Genomic DNA, 14375 nt, shown 5'->3' on the forward strand with positions numbered 1-14375 from the left:
CGGACATCCGCCGGCGCGTCGAGAACAAGGAAGTGGTGATCGGCTTCGGGCACCCTGTGTACACGATTTCGGACCCGCGCAACAAGGTCATCAAGGACATCGCGAAGACGCTCTCGAAAGAAGTGGGCAACATGAAACTGTTCAATATTGCCGAGCGACTTGAAACAGTCATGGCAGATGTGAAAAAGATGTTTCCAAATCTCGACTGGTTCAGCGCGGTCTCGTATCACATGATGGGCGTGCCGACCGCCATGTTCACGCCGCTGTTCGTGATCGCGCGCACGGCGGGCTGGAGCGCGCACATTATCGAGCAGCGGATCGACAACAAGATCATCCGGCCGAGCGCGAATTACACCGGACCCGACGACCTGCCGTTCGTGCCGCTCGCAAAACGCGTTTGACGTGAATCGCCGAGGCGCTGACGCGTCGCCCTGGCTCGCTCGCCGACACCGCGAGCCAGGGCCGCTTCTCGCCGCCGCGAGCTAAACTACACGGATCAACACGACACCCAAAGCGCGCGCTATCCGCGATGGCGCGCGCCAGGCGCGTCGTCGCCGCCTTTGTTCCCGCATCGATATTGCCGGTCCCCAAGCCATGAATACTGCCAACCGCAAACGCCTTCCCGGCACTCAGCTCGATTTCTTCGACGCACGCGCCGCCGTCGATTCCATCCAGCCGGGCGCTTACGACAAGCTGCCGTACACGTCGCGCGTACTCGCCGAAAATCTCGTGCGACGCTGCGATCCGGTGACGCTCGTCGCGTCGCTGAAACAGATCATCGAGCGCAAGCGGGAGCTGGATTTCCCATGGTTTCCGGCGCGCGTGGTGTGTCATGACATCCTCGGCCAGACCGCGCTCGTCGATCTCGCCGGATTGCGCGACGCGATTGCCGCGCAAGGCGGCGACCCGGCGCTCGTCAATCCGGTGGTGCCGACGCAGCTCGTCGTGGATCACTCGCTGGCCGTGGAGTGCGGCGGCTTCGACCCTGACGCGTTCGCGAAGAACCGCGCGATCGAAGATCGCCGCAATGAAGACCGCTTCCATTTCATCGACTGGACGAAGCGGGCGTTCAGGAACGTCGACGTGATTCCGCCGGGCAACGGCATCCTGCATCAGATCAACCTCGAACGCATGAGCCCGGTCGTGCAGGTGAAGGACGGCGTCGCGTTTCCCGATACGCTCGTGGGCACCGACTCGCATACGCCGATGGTGGATGCGCTCGGCGTGATCGCGATTGGCGTGGGCGGACTCGAAGCGGAAAGCGTGATGCTCGGCCGCGCGTCGTATATGCGGCTGCCGGACATTGTCGGCGTGGAACTGAGGGGTAAGCCCGCCGAAGGCATCACCGCCACCGACGTCGTGCTTTCGCTGACCGAATTCCTGCGCAAGGAAAAAGTGGTCGGCGCGTACCTGGAGTTTTTCGGCGAAGGCACGGCGAAGCTCACGCTCGGCGACCGCGCGACGATCGCGAACATGGCGCCCGAATTCGGCGCGACGGCCGCGATGTTCCATATCGACGAGCAGACCATCAAATATCTGAAGCTCACCGGCCGCGACGACGAACTCGTGAAGCTCGTCGAAACCTATGCGAAGCAAACCGGCTTGTGGGCCGCGAGCCTCGCGCATGCCGAATACGAACGCGTGCTGAAGTTCGATCTGTCGACGGTGGTGCGCACGCTCGCGGGGCCGTCGAATCCGCATCGCCGCCTGCCGGTTTCCGAACTCGCGGCGCGCGGCATCAGCGGCAAGGTCGAGAACGAGCCGGGCCTGATGCCGGACGGCGCGGTGATCATCGCCGCGATCACGAGCTGCACGAACACCAACAATCCGCGCAACATGATCGCCGCCGGCCTGGTCGCGCGCAACGCGAACCGGCGTGGATTGACGCGCAAGCCGTGGGCGAAGACATCGCTCGCGCCGGGTTCGAAAGCCGTCACGCTGTATCTGGAAGAAGCCGGTCTGCTGCCCGAACTCGAACAGCTCGGCTTCGGCGTGGTCGCGTATGCGTGCACGTCGTGCAACGGCATGTCCGGCGCGCTCGATCCGGTGATTCAGAAGGAGATTGTCGAGCGCGATCTGTATGCGACGGCCGTGCTGTCGGGCAACCGCAACTTCGACGGCCGCATTCATCCGTTTGCGAAGCAGGCGTTTCTTGCCTCGCCGCCGCTCGTGGTGGCGTATGCGATTGCGGGCACGATCCGCTTCGACATCGAGAAGGATGTGCTGGGTGTGGATGCCGAAGGCCACGCCGTGACGCTGAAGGACATCTGGCCTTCGGACGAAGAGATCGACGCGATCGTCGCCGCGAGCGTGAAGCCCGAGCAGTTCCGCAAAGTGTATGAGCCGATGTTCGCGGCTTCCGTCGAAACGGAAGAGAAAGCGGACCCGCTCTACGACTGGCGGCCGATGAGCACGTACATTCGCCGCCCGCCGTATTGGGAAGGCGCGCTCGCGGGCGAGCGCACGTTAAAGGGCATGCGCGCGCTGGCAGTGCTGGGCGACAACATCACGACCGATCACCTGTCGCCATCGAACGCGATCTTGCCAGACAGCGCGGCGGGCGAATACCTCACGAAAATGGGCTTGCCCGAAGAGGATTTCAATTCCTACGCGACGCATCGCGGCGATCACCTGACCGCGCAGCGCGCCACGTTCGCGAACCCGACGCTGTTGAACGAGATGGTGATCGAGGACGGCAAGGCGAAGGCCGGTTCGCTGGCGCGCATCGAGCCCGAGGGCAGGGTCACGCGCATGTGGGAAGCGATCGAAACGTATATGGAGCGCAAACAGCCGCTGATCGTGATTGCGGGCGCGGATTACGGCCAGGGTTCGTCGCGCGACTGGGCCGCGAAGGGCGTGCGACTCGCCGGCGCGGAAGCGATCGTGGCGGAGGGCTTCGAGCGCATTCACCGCACGAACCTGGTCGGCATGGGCGTGTTGCCGCTGGAATTCAAGCCGGGCGTGAACCGCATGACGCTGGCCGTCGACGGCACGGAAACCTTCGACGTGATCGGCGAGCGCACGCCGCGCGCGGATCTGACGCTCGTGATTCATCGCAGGAGCGGGGAGCGTGTCGAGGTGCCGGTGACGTGCCGGCTCGATACGGCCGAAGAGGTTTCCATCTACGAAGCCGGCGGCGTGTTGCAGCGCTTTGCGCAGGATTTTCTGGAGTCGTCGAAGGCGGCGGCTTGATCACGATATCGTTTCAGGACACAGCTTTCATGGCGCATACACCGCAAATCAGAATTCCGGCCACTTATATGCGTGGCGGCACGAGCAAGGGCGTGTTTTTCCGCTTGCAGGATTTGCCCGAGGCGGCGCAAACGCCGGGCGCCGCGCGTGACGCGCTGCTGTTGCGCGTGATCGGCAGCCCGGATCCTTATGGCAAGCAGATCGACGGCATGGGCGGCGCGACGTCGAGCACGAGCAAGACCGTGATCGTCGATAAAAGCAGCAGGCCCGGTCACGACGTGGACTATCTGTTCGGGCAGGTGTCGATCGACAAGCCGTTCGTGGACTGGAGCGGCAACTGCGGCAATCTGTCGGCGGCGGTCGGGCCGTTCGCGATCAGCGCCGGTTTGGTCGACGCGAGCCGCATTCCGCGCGACGGCGTGGCGACGGTGCGCGTCTGGCAGGCGAACATCGGCAAGACGATCGTTGCACACGTGCCGATGCGCGACGGCGCGGTCCAGGAAACAGGCGACTTCGAACTGGACGGCGTGACCTTTCCGGCAGCGGAAGTGCAGCTCGAGTTCATGGACCCGGCCGCCGAGGAAGAGGGCGCGGGCGGCGCGATGTTCCCCACGGGCAATCTCGTCGATGACCTGGACGTGCCGGGCGTCGGCACGCTGAAGGCCACGATGATCAACGCGGGCATCCCGACGATCTTCGTGAATGCCGAGGCGATTGGCTACAACGGCACGGAGTTGCAGGACGCCATCAATGGCGATGAAAAAGCGCTCGCGAGGTTCGAGACGATTCGCGCACACGGCGCGCTTCGCATGGGGCTGATCCGGCATCTCGACGAGATCGCGACGCGGCAGCACACGCCGAAAATCGCGTTCGTGGCGAAGCCCGCTGATTACGTGGCGTCGAGCGGCAAGCCGGTTGGCGCGGGCGACGTCGATTTGCTGGTGCGCGCGATGTCGATGGGCAAGCTGCATCACGCGATGATGGGCACGGCCGCGGTCGCGATCGGCACGGCGGCTGCCATTCCGGGGACGCTGGTGAATCTGGCGGCGGGCGGCGGCGAACGCGAGGCGGTGAGGTTCGGGCATCCGTCGGGGACGCTGCGCGTGGGCGCGGAGGCGGCGCTGGCGGACGGCGAGTGGGTCGTGAAGAAGGCGGTGATGAGCCGCAGTGCCCGCGTGTTGATGGAAGGATGGGTCAGGGTGCCCTGAGAGGATGAGGAGGCGGGCGAGGGCCCGCCGTCAGCGTCACGTCACATCCTTCACTTCACTTTACTTCGCGCCGTGTTTCGCCTGCCACCGCTTCATGAAGGCAATTTCGTCGTGCTGCGCCTTGATGATGTTCCTCGCGAGGCGCTTCACCTCCGGGTCCTTTCCATACTTCAGTTCGACCTGCGCCATTTCGATTGCGCCCTGGTGATGCGGAATCATGTGCGCGACGAAGTCCTTGTCGGCGTCGCCGGTGTACGCCGGCGCGCTCATGTCTTTCATCATCTTGTCGTCGGCGGCTTTGAAGGCCGGCGTCGAGTCGCCCGAACCGGCGTTGGCGGAAGCGGACATGTCCATGCCCGGCATGGACGCCATGTGCTGCGCGTGAGCGGGCAGCGCCGCGACGGCGCATGCCACGCCGCCGAATATGCACAGAGCGCGAAAGGCGCGGAGGTTCTTCATAGTCGATTTCCGTGAAAAGGTGTGGGAGGCCGAGGTGGAACGGTAGTCAGTGTCTCATCGAGGGATGAAACCCCGCAGCCTCGATTGCTTCGATCAACTGCGCGGGCGGCAGCGCCGACGCGACTTTAACAATCTTCGTGGACACCTCGATGTCCACCTTCGCGGCCGGATCGAGACCGCCCACCGCGCGAGTGATCGCGTTGGCGCATCCGCCGCACGTCATATCCGGAACGTCTAGTTCCATTTCTAATCTCCTGAGACAATTCTCAAGCGAATCTTGAGCCTTCCCATAAGGGTAAGGTCAAGTCAGTCTGCTAACGCTTTTACGTATATCGCTTGCGTCAATATGCGCGCCCCATTGGGAACGGTCCTACACAAGCGTGGACGCGCGACATCGATAATCGACGCGCAATACAGCAAACAAGGGCCGGTTTTTTCAGCCCGCGCCCGTGAAAGTGCCCACGTTTCATCCATGCAGACTGAATCCCGCGATCATGCAAAGCCAATCCACCGTGTCACCTCAAGTCATTTCGCTCTGGTTCGACGAGGCGGAAGAAGCGCGCCACGCGGGGCGCCTCGACACGGCGCAAGCACTGCTCGATCGGATCATCGTGCACGACTCGGCCCACGCGGCCGCCCTCTACTCGCGCGGGCTCGTGGCGCTCGCGTCGAGGCAACTGCCGTTGGCGCAGCGCTGGATGGAACGGGCCATCGAAGTTCAACCGCAGCCGCCGTTCTTCGACATGTTGTGTCTCATCCAGGTCAAGCTGCGCGCGTTCGCGAGCCTGGTGCAAACCGCGCGGGCCGGGCTCGCGCATGAGCCCGATTCGGTCGCGCTTCACTATTTCCTCGGCGTGGCGCTGCAATTGCAAGGGCAAGCGGACGAGGCCGCGGTTGTGTATCGCAAGTTGATCGAACTGAAGCCGGACTATGCGCAGGCGCACGCGAATCTGGGCGTCGTCGCGAAAGATCTGGGCTCGCTGGGCGAAGCCGAGCGGCATCTCAGGCAAGCCATGGCGCTCGACTCGTCGAATCGCGGCGCGCACGCGAGTTTGAGTCAGATCCTGCTGGCGGCGGGCCGCTATGAAGAGGCGTGGCCGTACTTCGAAGACCGCTGGGCCAATTTCGTCAATGCCGACGGGCAGCCCGCATCGCAGCCGCCGCAACTGCCGTTGCCGCACTGGAAGGGCGAGAGCACAGACGTGGCGGGCGGCGCGCGCCTGCTGGTTCTGCCGGAGCAAGGCCACGGCGATAGTCTGCAATTCGTGCGTTATCTGCCGATGGCGCTCGAACGCTTCGCCAAGGTCGGCTATATCTGTCCGCCGTCGCTGCGGCGTCTTTATGAAGAGTCGTTGTGCTCGCGCTGGCCACGCCTCGTCATGCTCGACGACGCCATGCCCGACCTTAAAGAGTGGGACTGGCAATGTTCGCTGATGTCCTTGCCGATGGCATTCGGCACCCGGCTCGACAACATTCCCGCCGCCACTTATCTGCACGCGGACCCGCAGCGGGCCGCCGCCTGGGGAGCGAGACTCGGCGCGTTGCCGCAACAGGCCCTGGCGCGCGTCGGCGTCGTGTGGGCCGGCGGTCATTCAGGAATGGCCGAAGACCGCGCGCGCAGTTTGACGGCGGCGCAACTCGTGCCGTTGTTTTCGTCGTCGCCTGTGCGCTGGGTCAGCTTGCAGAAAGCGGACGACCTCTCGAAGCGCCCGAGCACCGCGACAAAGCCATATCTGATCGACTGGATGGACGAAGTGGCCGACTTCGCGGACACCGCCGCGATTGTCGAGAACCTCGATCTCGTGATTTCGGTCGATACGTCGGTCGCGCATCTCGCGGCCGCCATGGGCAAGCCGGTCTGGCTGCTCAATCGATTCGCCGGTTGCTGGCGCTGGCTGCGCGATCGCGACGACAGTCCGTGGTATCCGGGCGTACGCCTCTTCACGCAATCGCAACGAGGCAATTGGGCCGAAGTGATCGAACGCGTCGCGGCCGAATTGAGCCAACGTTACGGGCCGGAAAAAATGTATCGTTCCTTTATGCGCTAGCTCGGGCGAAGGTCACGCCGAGGCACTGCGCGCCACTGCGCGTTGGTCTGAATGCGCATAACCCAAGGCTCGCGCCTGAACGCGCGCGCGATGCGCGGAACCTCAGCCGCGCCGTGCGAGGTCCGCGAACGTCAGGCGCTTTGCCCCGCATGCATCGCTGAATGCTTCGTCGTAGCTGGAGAAAAACACTGTGCGCGTTTGCGCGAGTGTCCGGAACAGGTCCACCAGCACGGCGCGCGCGGCGGCATCAAGGCCGCCCACGGGTTCGTCCGCGATCAGCGCGCTGGTTTCGCCGAGCACCGCCGAGGTCAGAAAAAATTTCTTGCGCGTGCCGAACGACATCTGTTCGAAGCGCTTTTCCCTATGCGGCGTGAGGCCGAAGCGGTCCGCGAGCGCGAGCGCCGCGTCGCTGAGCACGGTGTTTCGCGCGGCGGCCACGCGTTGCAAATAGTCGCGGCCGGTCGGGTCCGGCGACGGCATGCAGTCTTCGGGCACGTAGGTCAGCAGGGCTTGGGCTGCGCGCGGTGCCGCGCGCAAAGCTTGGCCGCCTATCCACACATCGCCGGAATCGGCCTCGATCGCGCCGGCAAGAATGCTGGTCAGCGTGGATTTGCCGCTGCCCGACTCGTCGTTGAGCGCGACGCATCCGGCGGCGGAGTCGAAATGCAGATCCTGAAAGATGACGCGTTCGCCATAGCGCTTGCTGAGGTTCTCGAATCGAAGCATGAGTCGTGATGTGAGATGTATACCGGAACAAATTGCCGGAAAGGAGACGAATGGTGAAGCCTAACAAAAATCCGCGCGAGGTTCCGGCGCGGGCCGCCATGCAGCCGGACCACACGTCGCGCGGGCTTGTGCCAGCCGATGCGCGCATCCATCAAAAATAGGGCGCGGTTTAAATGATAGGTCTACAGAATACGCTGCCGTTTTTACACTGATAAACTGTGCGGCGGAGCAGTTTTCTACCGCTTTTCACGCGCCGCTCGCGCCCTGAATCCCGCCGCCTTAAATCGCGGGATAGGCGGTAGAAGCCGGTCTTTTCTGCGATTTGGAAGAAGCAGCCGCGCGGCATACTAGCCGCAAGCGACTGACAAAAAAGGGACGTAGGGTTGGGTGTCCTTTCTTCCGGCAGGCCGCGCGTCGCAATAGCCGATTTCTCTCCCAACCGCTCACCCTCTGATTCGATACGTATTGGGGCTCGCTTGAGCCCGTTTTTGGAAGTGACTCATGAAGCCGGGAAAGAAATCGCTTGGAAAAATACGGGCGCGCAAAATCGCCGTGGCGGCGGGCGCGGCGCTTATCGCGCTGGTGCTCGCATTCAGCTTCTGGCATTACCTGCAGCGCAACGCGCAGGTGCCGCCCGCGCTAACCGGCGTCGCCAGTCAGATGCGCCACGACACGTCGGCGTGGACGCGCGACGAAAAAGACGCGTCGCAAATGCTGCGCGACATTCATGACGCGCAGGTCGTCGCGATCGGCGTGAGCCCGAACGCGATTCTCGTGTCGAGGCGCGACGGCTCCAGGTACTTCGTGACCGACCACAACGCAACCTTCTCGCATGCGCTTTTGCTCGGCGAACCGAAATCCGGCGAGGCGGCTTCGTATCAACTCGTGTGGCTGCCCGACGCGGACATCGCGACGAGCGGCTCGCGCTGGGCTCATGTGTTCGACCAGACTCGCGACATCATCAGTTTGCTGCTGCCGCTGTTGCTGATCGGCGGCATGGCGTGGTTCATGCGCCGTGAAATGCGCGGCGGCGCGACGTTGCTCGGCGAGGCGCCCACGCTGCGTTTCGACGACGTGATCGGCGCCGGCGAAGCGAAGGCCGCGCTCGCGGACATTCGCGGTTATCTGTCGGACCCGAAACAATTCACTGCGCTGGGCGTTCGGCCGCCGTGCGGCGTTCTGATGGCGGGCGGCCCCGGCGTCGGCAAGACGCGGCTCGCGCAGGCGCTGGCCGGCGAGTGCGGCGCGAGCTTTATCTCCATCACGGGCAGCTATTTCAGCGCGAAGTACTATGGCGTCGGCATTCAGAAGGTCAAGCATCTGTTCGAACTGGCGCGTAAGAACGCGCCGACCGTGATTTTCATCGACGAAGCCGACGGTCTCGCGAAACGCACCGATACCGGCGGCGGTCCTGTCGAAGCCGAGAGCAATCGCATCATCAACCAGTTGCTCGCGGAGATGGACGGCTTCGCTTCGAACGAAGGCGTGATCATCGTCGCGGCGACCAATCACCCCGACAATCTCGACGAGGCGTTGCGCCGCCCCGGCCGCTTCGATCGCACGGTGCAGGTGCGCTTGCCCGATCGCGAGGAGCGCGCGGAGATTTTCCGTTTCTATGCCGAGAAGCTGAAATCGAAAGCCGCCGACATCGACTACGATCAGCTCGCGCGTCTGACCACGGGCCTGTCGCCCGCAACCGTCGCGATGGTCGTGAATCAGGCAGGACTCGTCGCGCGCAAGGCCGGCGACACCGAAATCGCGGCGAAGCATTTCATCGAGGCGATCAAGATCGCGCGCATCGGCGACGTGAGCGGCGCGGAGCGCGCGCTGACCGAGGACGAGCGCACGCGCATCGCCGTGCATGAAGCGGGGCATGGTCTCGTGGCCGCGTTGCTCGGCACCGGCGTGCTCGAGGAAGTCACGATTCTGCCGCGCGGCGGCGCGCTGGGCGTCGCGCTGATCACGAAGGCGCAAGACAAGCATCTGTATCGCGAGACCGAGATTCGCAACGAGATCAAGGTGCTGCTCGGCGGCCGCAACGCGGAAATTCTGACGTTCTCCGAAGCATCGAGCGGCGCGGCTTCCGATCTGCAGGAAGCGTCGCGCATCGGCCTCGACATGGTGTCGAAGTTCGGCTTCAACAGCGACGGCAATCTGTTCAGCCTCGCCGCGTTGCCCGCGCAATACGCCGGTCTGCAAATGAAGGGCGCGATCGAGCAGGCCAACGTGCTGCTCAAGGAACTGAACGAGCAATGTTATGGCTTGCTGCACGCCTACGAGCCGGTGCTGCGCGCCATCGCCGACGAACTTCTCGAACAGGAGACGGTGCCGGGCGAAACGGTCTACCGCCTGATCAAGGAGCACAAGAGCACGCTGAAGATCGTGCACGAGCCCGAGGCGGCCTGAGCGTTCTGGTCGCTCTGATCGTTCGTTAATAGCAGAAAACAACCGCAGCACGACGCGGCGCGGTTACGCGAAATCCGAAGGGCCGGGCGGCGGCACGCCCGGGGGCGTTTCGGTTTCGCCCAGCGGCTTGCGTTTGGCCTCGTCTTCATCGGAAGGCGGGGTTTCGCTTTTTTCCGGCAGCGGCTGGTCCAGACCCGGCTCGACGGGCGTCGGAAGCGCATCGCCGATGGGCTTCGAGACCTCGGTGGGCGGACCACCGGGGTTGTCTGCGGAGTCCTTGTCATGCTCGTTTTGGGGCTTCGACGGAATGGCCACGGGGTATCTCCTGTGGTTGACAGAAACATTACGTCGTCAGCAATGCATGTGCCACGAGCTTGAAGCGTCATTCGAAGGCGCATTGATTTTTTCCGGCATGCTGGCGGCGCACATTCGCGCCACGCCCACTTGAGGCACAACTTGCCGCAAGCGCGAGCGCCATGACAGCGGCAACTGCACCACAGCGGCAACCGCACAACGCCGCCCCACCATTACCGCCCGCCAACAACTCCATTTCAGATGGCCCGCAAATCGCGCGACGTGACAGGCTGCCTGTCAGCGTCTGCCGCGCTCGCGTATGCCACTCGCGCGGAAGTTGTATCTTGACGTGTTGCTGCACAACTCTCCTGCGAGAACACGAATGGACATTCGCCGCGGACGCTCCCTCGAAGTGGACTTTTTTCGCGGAGTGGTGCTGATCGTGATCGTGCTGGATCATATGCCGGGCAGCGCGCTGTCGCATCTGATGCTGCACGCGTACGCGCTTTGCGATTCCGCCGAAGTGTTCGTGTTTCTCGGCGGCTATGCGTCAGCGGCGGCGTACACGGCGGTGCTCGCGAGTCGTGGCGAGCGGGCCGCCAACCTGCGCTTTGTGCGGCGCTGCTGGGAAATCTACCGCGCGTATCTTCTGACGGCCGTGCTCACGCTGCTCTCGGGCGCGGTTCTCGCGTTCCTGCATCTGAATCGCCCGATGGTCGAGCTGACTGGCTGGTCGCCTTTCGCCGCCGAGCCGCTGCATCAGGCGTTCGAAATCGCCGTGTTGCGGCGACAGCCGTATCTGTCGAGTGTGTTGCCCATGTACGTGTTCTACGCGCTTCTCGTGCCGTTCATGGTGCCGCTGGCGCGCCGCTCGCGCGTGACGGCGCTCGCGCTCAGCGTCGCGGTGTGGTGGCTCGCGCGTCCGCTAGCCGTGCTATTCAGCATTGACGATATGAGCAACTGGGCTTTTAATCCGTTTGCCTGGCAACTGATGTTCGTGCTTGGCATCGTGTGCCGGCTTGCGCCGATCAGCGAGCGCTTTCATGCGGGCGATGCGGCTCGCTGGTTCACGCGCGTCGCGCTGGCCGCCGTGCTCGCGTTTGCCGTCGTCAAGCTTTTCGTGCTGACGCAGCCTTTGCCGGGCACCCTTAAACAGAATCTTTCCGTGGATCGCGTGATCAACTTCATCGTCATTGCCTGGCTCGCCGCGCGGCTCGTGCGCATGGGCAGCATCGCGCGGCTCGCGCAGCGCTTGCCCGCTGTCGTGACGGTCGGGCGCACGGGGCTCGCGTGTTTTGTCGGCGGCACGCTGGTGTCGCTGATCGTCGATACGGCCACGCCGCACACGTTTCATGGCTTTCGCGGCGTCCTGATGGGGCTCGCGGGCGATCTCGTCGCTATCGGCTTGCTGCTGATGCTCGCACGCGGCTGGCACGGATGGAAAACGCAGCAGCCGCGCGCGGCCGCGAGCGGCGCGCGTTGCGGATGAGGGCGCGGTCGCGTTTCAGCGGCGGGCTGCGCGCGGTGCCTGTCATGCAGGCATGGCTTGCGGCCACGGTGGCGCGCGCGCTCGTCGGTGGATCGCTGGGTGCGTTAGCCGGGCTCGGCGCCCACACGGCGCTCGCCACGCAAAAAGAGCCGCCGCTGGCCATGCGTTGCGCGGAATTCGCCGGCGCGGTCCTGCCGCCCGATCTCATTGCATTGCCGAGCGCCGGCGCGCTGATCGAAGGCGCGTCGATGATCGGCGCGACCGCGCCGGGCAATCAGCAAGGCGGCGAATACTGCCGGATCACAGGCCGCATCAAGGCCGTCAATGCAAGCACGCCCGATATCCGTTTCGACCTGAATCTGCCGCGCCACTGGAACGGCCGCGCGCTGCAAGTGGGCGGCGGCGGCTATAACGGCGTCGTGGTGACCGGCCTCGGCGTGATGCCGTTCTCGCCGGATCGCGCGCCGCTCGCGCAAGGCTATGCGACTTTCGGCGACGACTCGGGGCACGTGGGCGATTCGTCGCTCGCGGTGTTCGGTCTCGTCGACGATGCCGTGACGAATTTTGGCTACGCGCATCTGAAGAAAACGCACGACGCCGCGCTCGCGCTGATCGCGCGCGCGTATGGCCGGCCGCCGCAACGCATGTATTTTGCGGGCGGCTCGACGGGTGGCCGCGAGGGCTACACCGTCATGCAGCGCTATCCCGACGACTACGACGGCGTGATCGCCAACTCGCCCGCGCTCAATTTTTCGGGCGTGCGTTTGATGGGCGTGAAGATCGGTCAGGCGGAATACGCGACGCCCGGCGGCTTCATTCCGCCGGCGCTGCTCGAACAGGTTTATCAACGGACGCTCGCCGTGTGTGACCGGCTGGACGGCGTGGCCGACGGCATTGTCAGCGATGTCGCCGCATGCCGCGAGCACGAAGCCGAAATCATCGAGTCGTTGCGCTGCGCGGGTCACGCGCCCTCGCACGACGCCTGCCTCAGCGAGCCGCAACTCGCGACGCTGGCCGTGCTGCGCGACGGTCTGGCGCTGCCGTACAAGCTCGCGTGGGACGTCACGGGTTATCGCGGATACAACGTCTTTCAGGGCACGCATCTGACGGGCGCGCTGGGGCTCGGGCATCAGGCCGAACGTCTCGCCGTGCCGACGTTTTTCACCAACGGTTATCTGTTCTCGCAAGGCAACGGCTACGTGCGCTATTTCGTGACGCGCGACGCCGGCTTCGATTCGCTCAGGTTCGATCCGCAGCATCCCGGCAAATATCGCGCGCAACTGATCGCGCTTTCGCACACCATCGGCGCGATGAATACGGACCTCGCGCGTTACATGGCGCGCGGCGGCAAGCTCATCACGCTGCAAGGTCTCGCCGATGAAGTCATCAGCCCCAATCAGACCATTGCGTACCGTCAGGCGCTGATCGATCGCTTCGGCGTCGACGAGGTCGATCGTTTCATGCGCTTGTACATGGTGCCGGGTTTTCAGCACGGCAGCGGCGCATTCATTCCGTCGGTGGATCTGCTCGGTGCGCTCGACAGATGGGTGACGCGCGGGGCGTCGCCGGAAACGCTGATTGCCACCGACATCGCCGCGGCCACCAATGGGCGCTCGCGTCCGTTGTGCCGCTATCCGCTGTTTCCGCGTTATACGGGCAAGGGAAACGTGAATCTCGCGAGCAGCTTCGCGTGCGCCGAGCCGGAATTGTGGCGCAGTGATGGCGCTGGGGTTGCGCTGTGAATCGCTCGGCGATCAGCCGGATAAAGCGCCACGCCTTTACCGTGCAATCGTTGCAAAAGCCACAACGGTGGCGACCGCCGGGTAGTGCGGCCAAAACACAATAAGACGGCGATGCCGCGAAGCGGCGCCGCCGTCCTTGTGAAACTGCCTTGACCGGTCAATGTTCCGGCCGGCCATCACCATCAACGGTGATTACTGGCTGTTCTGCATCGTGCCGTTCGTGCCATTCGTGCCGTTGTTCATGCTGCCGCTCTTCTTGTGGGTCGGCGTCGCGCTGTTCGGCGATGCACCGGTTCCCGTGCCCATGCCGCCGCCCGTGCCGGTCACGCCCGGCGAGCCATAGCCGGAATCGCCCGGATGCTTCATCGTGGGCGAGCCCACGCCGGGCGATGCCGTTCCGCCTGCGCCGCCCGTGGTGCCGCCGCCCGCGCCCACGCCGTTACTGCCGGCCGAGCCGCCCGCACCGGCTGCCGCGCCGCCGCCCGCTTGCGCATAGACGCCGCCCGAGAGTGCCATGACGAGCGCTGAAGCAAAAATCGTCCTGGTATAGCGTTTCATGGTTCACCTCCATAGAGTTCGATTGATGTCACGCGAGCGCTTCGCACTCACATGACAAGACTGCCGCAAGCACTGTGCCTCGCTTGTGGGCGCTTCGCGCACAAGGCGCAGCAGCACGGCGAAAGCCGAGCATGAGGCGTTCCCGAGGCGTTGGCCGGCGCCTTGGATCAAGCAACCGGAGCCTCATTTAATGTATCGAATCAATACGGATCACGAACTATTTTGCGGCGCAGCGAAACGGGCCGTGGCCTGG

Annotated in this window: 12 protein-coding genes; 7 read left to right on the forward strand and 5 right to left on the reverse strand. The window is 64.2% G+C overall.

The genetic code is table 11. The features are described from left to right. The 3 genes from VOM14_RS21285 to prpF all read left to right on the forward strand — a co-directional run. A partial coding sequence (locus VOM14_RS21285) for a citrate/2-methylcitrate synthase (protein ID WP_327630725.1) occupies positions 1-401 on the forward strand: 401 nt, incomplete at its 5' end. Between the two features lie 193 nt (positions 402-594). After that, complete coding sequence (gene acnD, locus VOM14_RS21290; protein ID WP_327630726.1) at positions 595-3192, forward strand: Fe/S-dependent 2-methylisocitrate dehydratase AcnD; 2598 nt, start codon at positions 595-597, stop codon at positions 3190-3192. 29 nt (positions 3193-3221) lie between these two features. Then, on the forward strand, positions 3222-4400 hold the full coding sequence (prpF, locus tag VOM14_RS21295; protein WP_327630727.1) for a 2-methylaconitate cis-trans isomerase PrpF: 1179 nt from the start codon (positions 3222-3224) through the stop codon (positions 4398-4400). A 60-nt stretch (positions 4401-4460) separates the two neighbouring features. On the opposite strand, the gene copM is transcribed toward prpF, so the two are convergent. Beyond that, positions 4461-4859, reverse strand: a complete 399-nt coding sequence (gene copM / locus VOM14_RS21300; RefSeq protein ID WP_327630728.1) for a CopM family metallochaperone — start codon at positions 4857-4859, stop codon at positions 4461-4463. 46 nt (positions 4860-4905) lie between these two features. Further along, complete coding sequence (locus VOM14_RS21305) at positions 4906-5103, reverse strand: heavy-metal-associated domain-containing protein (RefSeq protein ID WP_327630730.1); 198 nt, start codon at positions 5101-5103, stop codon at positions 4906-4908. Between the two features lie 250 nt (positions 5104-5353). Between VOM14_RS21305 and VOM14_RS21310 the strand changes: the two genes are divergently transcribed. Next, positions 5354-6907 carry a tetratricopeptide repeat protein gene (locus VOM14_RS21310; RefSeq protein ID WP_327630731.1) on the forward strand — a complete coding sequence of 518 codons (1554 nt, stop codon included), beginning with the start codon at positions 5354-5356 and terminating at the stop codon, positions 6905-6907. 102 nt (positions 6908-7009) lie between these two features. Here the strand turns inward: VOM14_RS21310 and VOM14_RS21315 are convergent, their stop codons facing one another. Further along, complete coding sequence (locus VOM14_RS21315; RefSeq protein WP_327630732.1) at positions 7010-7633, reverse strand: ABC transporter ATP-binding protein; 624 nt, start codon at positions 7631-7633, stop codon at positions 7010-7012. Between the two features lie 501 nt (positions 7634-8134). Here VOM14_RS21315 and VOM14_RS21320 point away from each other — a divergent pair. Then, a complete protein-coding gene (locus tag VOM14_RS21320) occupies positions 8135-10039 on the forward strand; it encodes an AAA family ATPase (RefSeq protein ID WP_327630733.1) in 1905 nt (634 codons plus the stop codon). A gap of 63 nt (positions 10040-10102) precedes the next feature. Here VOM14_RS21320 and VOM14_RS21325 read toward each other — a convergent pair whose 3' ends face one another. After that, a complete protein-coding gene (locus tag VOM14_RS21325; RefSeq protein WP_442955571.1) occupies positions 10103-10354 on the reverse strand; it encodes a hypothetical protein in 252 nt (83 codons plus the stop codon). 361 nt (positions 10355-10715) lie between these two features. On the opposite strand from VOM14_RS21325, the gene VOM14_RS21330 reads away from it, so the two are divergent. Both VOM14_RS21330 and VOM14_RS21335 read left to right on the forward strand, forming a co-directional pair. Continuing rightward, positions 10716-11822, forward strand: a complete 1107-nt coding sequence (locus tag VOM14_RS21330) for an OpgC domain-containing protein (protein WP_327630734.1) — start codon at positions 10716-10718, stop codon at positions 11820-11822. A gap of 44 nt (positions 11823-11866) precedes the next feature. After that, positions 11867-13564 (forward strand): tannase/feruloyl esterase family alpha/beta hydrolase, encoded by a 1698-nt coding sequence (locus tag VOM14_RS21335; protein WP_327630890.1) that lies wholly within the window; start codon positions 11867-11869, stop codon positions 13562-13564. 192 nt (positions 13565-13756) lie between these two features. Here VOM14_RS21335 and VOM14_RS21340 read toward each other — a convergent pair whose 3' ends face one another. Next, complete coding sequence (locus VOM14_RS21340; RefSeq protein WP_327630735.1) at positions 13757-14122, reverse strand: hypothetical protein; 366 nt, start codon at positions 14120-14122, stop codon at positions 13757-13759. Positions 14123-14375 lie beyond the last annotated feature (253 nt).

It is taken from the genome of Paraburkholderia sp. MPAMCS5 (assembly GCF_036016995.1).
Taxonomy (GTDB): Bacteria; Pseudomonadota; Gammaproteobacteria; order Burkholderiales; family Burkholderiaceae; genus Paraburkholderia.

Excerpts from the sequence above, each read along its gene's own strand:
- acnD (WP_327630726.1), top strand. The coding sequence starts at position 595 with ATGAATACTGCCAACCGCAAACGCCTTCCCGGCACTCAGCTCGATTTC.
- prpF (WP_327630727.1), top strand. The coding sequence starts at position 3,222 with ATGGCGCATACACCGCAAATCAGAATTCCGGCCACTTATATGCGTGGC.
- copM (WP_327630728.1), bottom strand. The coding sequence starts at position 4,859 with ATGAAGAACCTCCGCGCCTTTCGCGCTCTGTGCATATTCGGCGGCGTG.
- VOM14_RS21305 (WP_327630730.1), bottom strand. The coding sequence starts at position 5,103 with ATGGAACTAGACGTTCCGGATATGACGTGCGGCGGATGCGCCAACGCG.
- VOM14_RS21310 (WP_327630731.1), top strand. The coding sequence starts at position 5,354 with ATGCAAAGCCAATCCACCGTGTCACCTCAAGTCATTTCGCTCTGGTTC.
- VOM14_RS21315 (WP_327630732.1), bottom strand. The coding sequence starts at position 7,633 with ATGCTTCGATTCGAGAACCTCAGCAAGCGCTATGGCGAACGCGTCATC.
- VOM14_RS21320 (WP_327630733.1), top strand. The coding sequence starts at position 8,135 with ATGAAGCCGGGAAAGAAATCGCTTGGAAAAATACGGGCGCGCAAAATC.
- VOM14_RS21330 (WP_327630734.1), top strand. The coding sequence starts at position 10,716 with ATGGACATTCGCCGCGGACGCTCCCTCGAAGTGGACTTTTTTCGCGGA.
- VOM14_RS21335 (WP_327630890.1), top strand. The coding sequence starts at position 11,867 with ATGCAGGCATGGCTTGCGGCCACGGTGGCGCGCGCGCTCGTCGGTGGA.
- VOM14_RS21340 (WP_327630735.1), bottom strand. The coding sequence starts at position 14,122 with ATGAAACGCTATACCAGGACGATTTTTGCTTCAGCGCTCGTCATGGCA.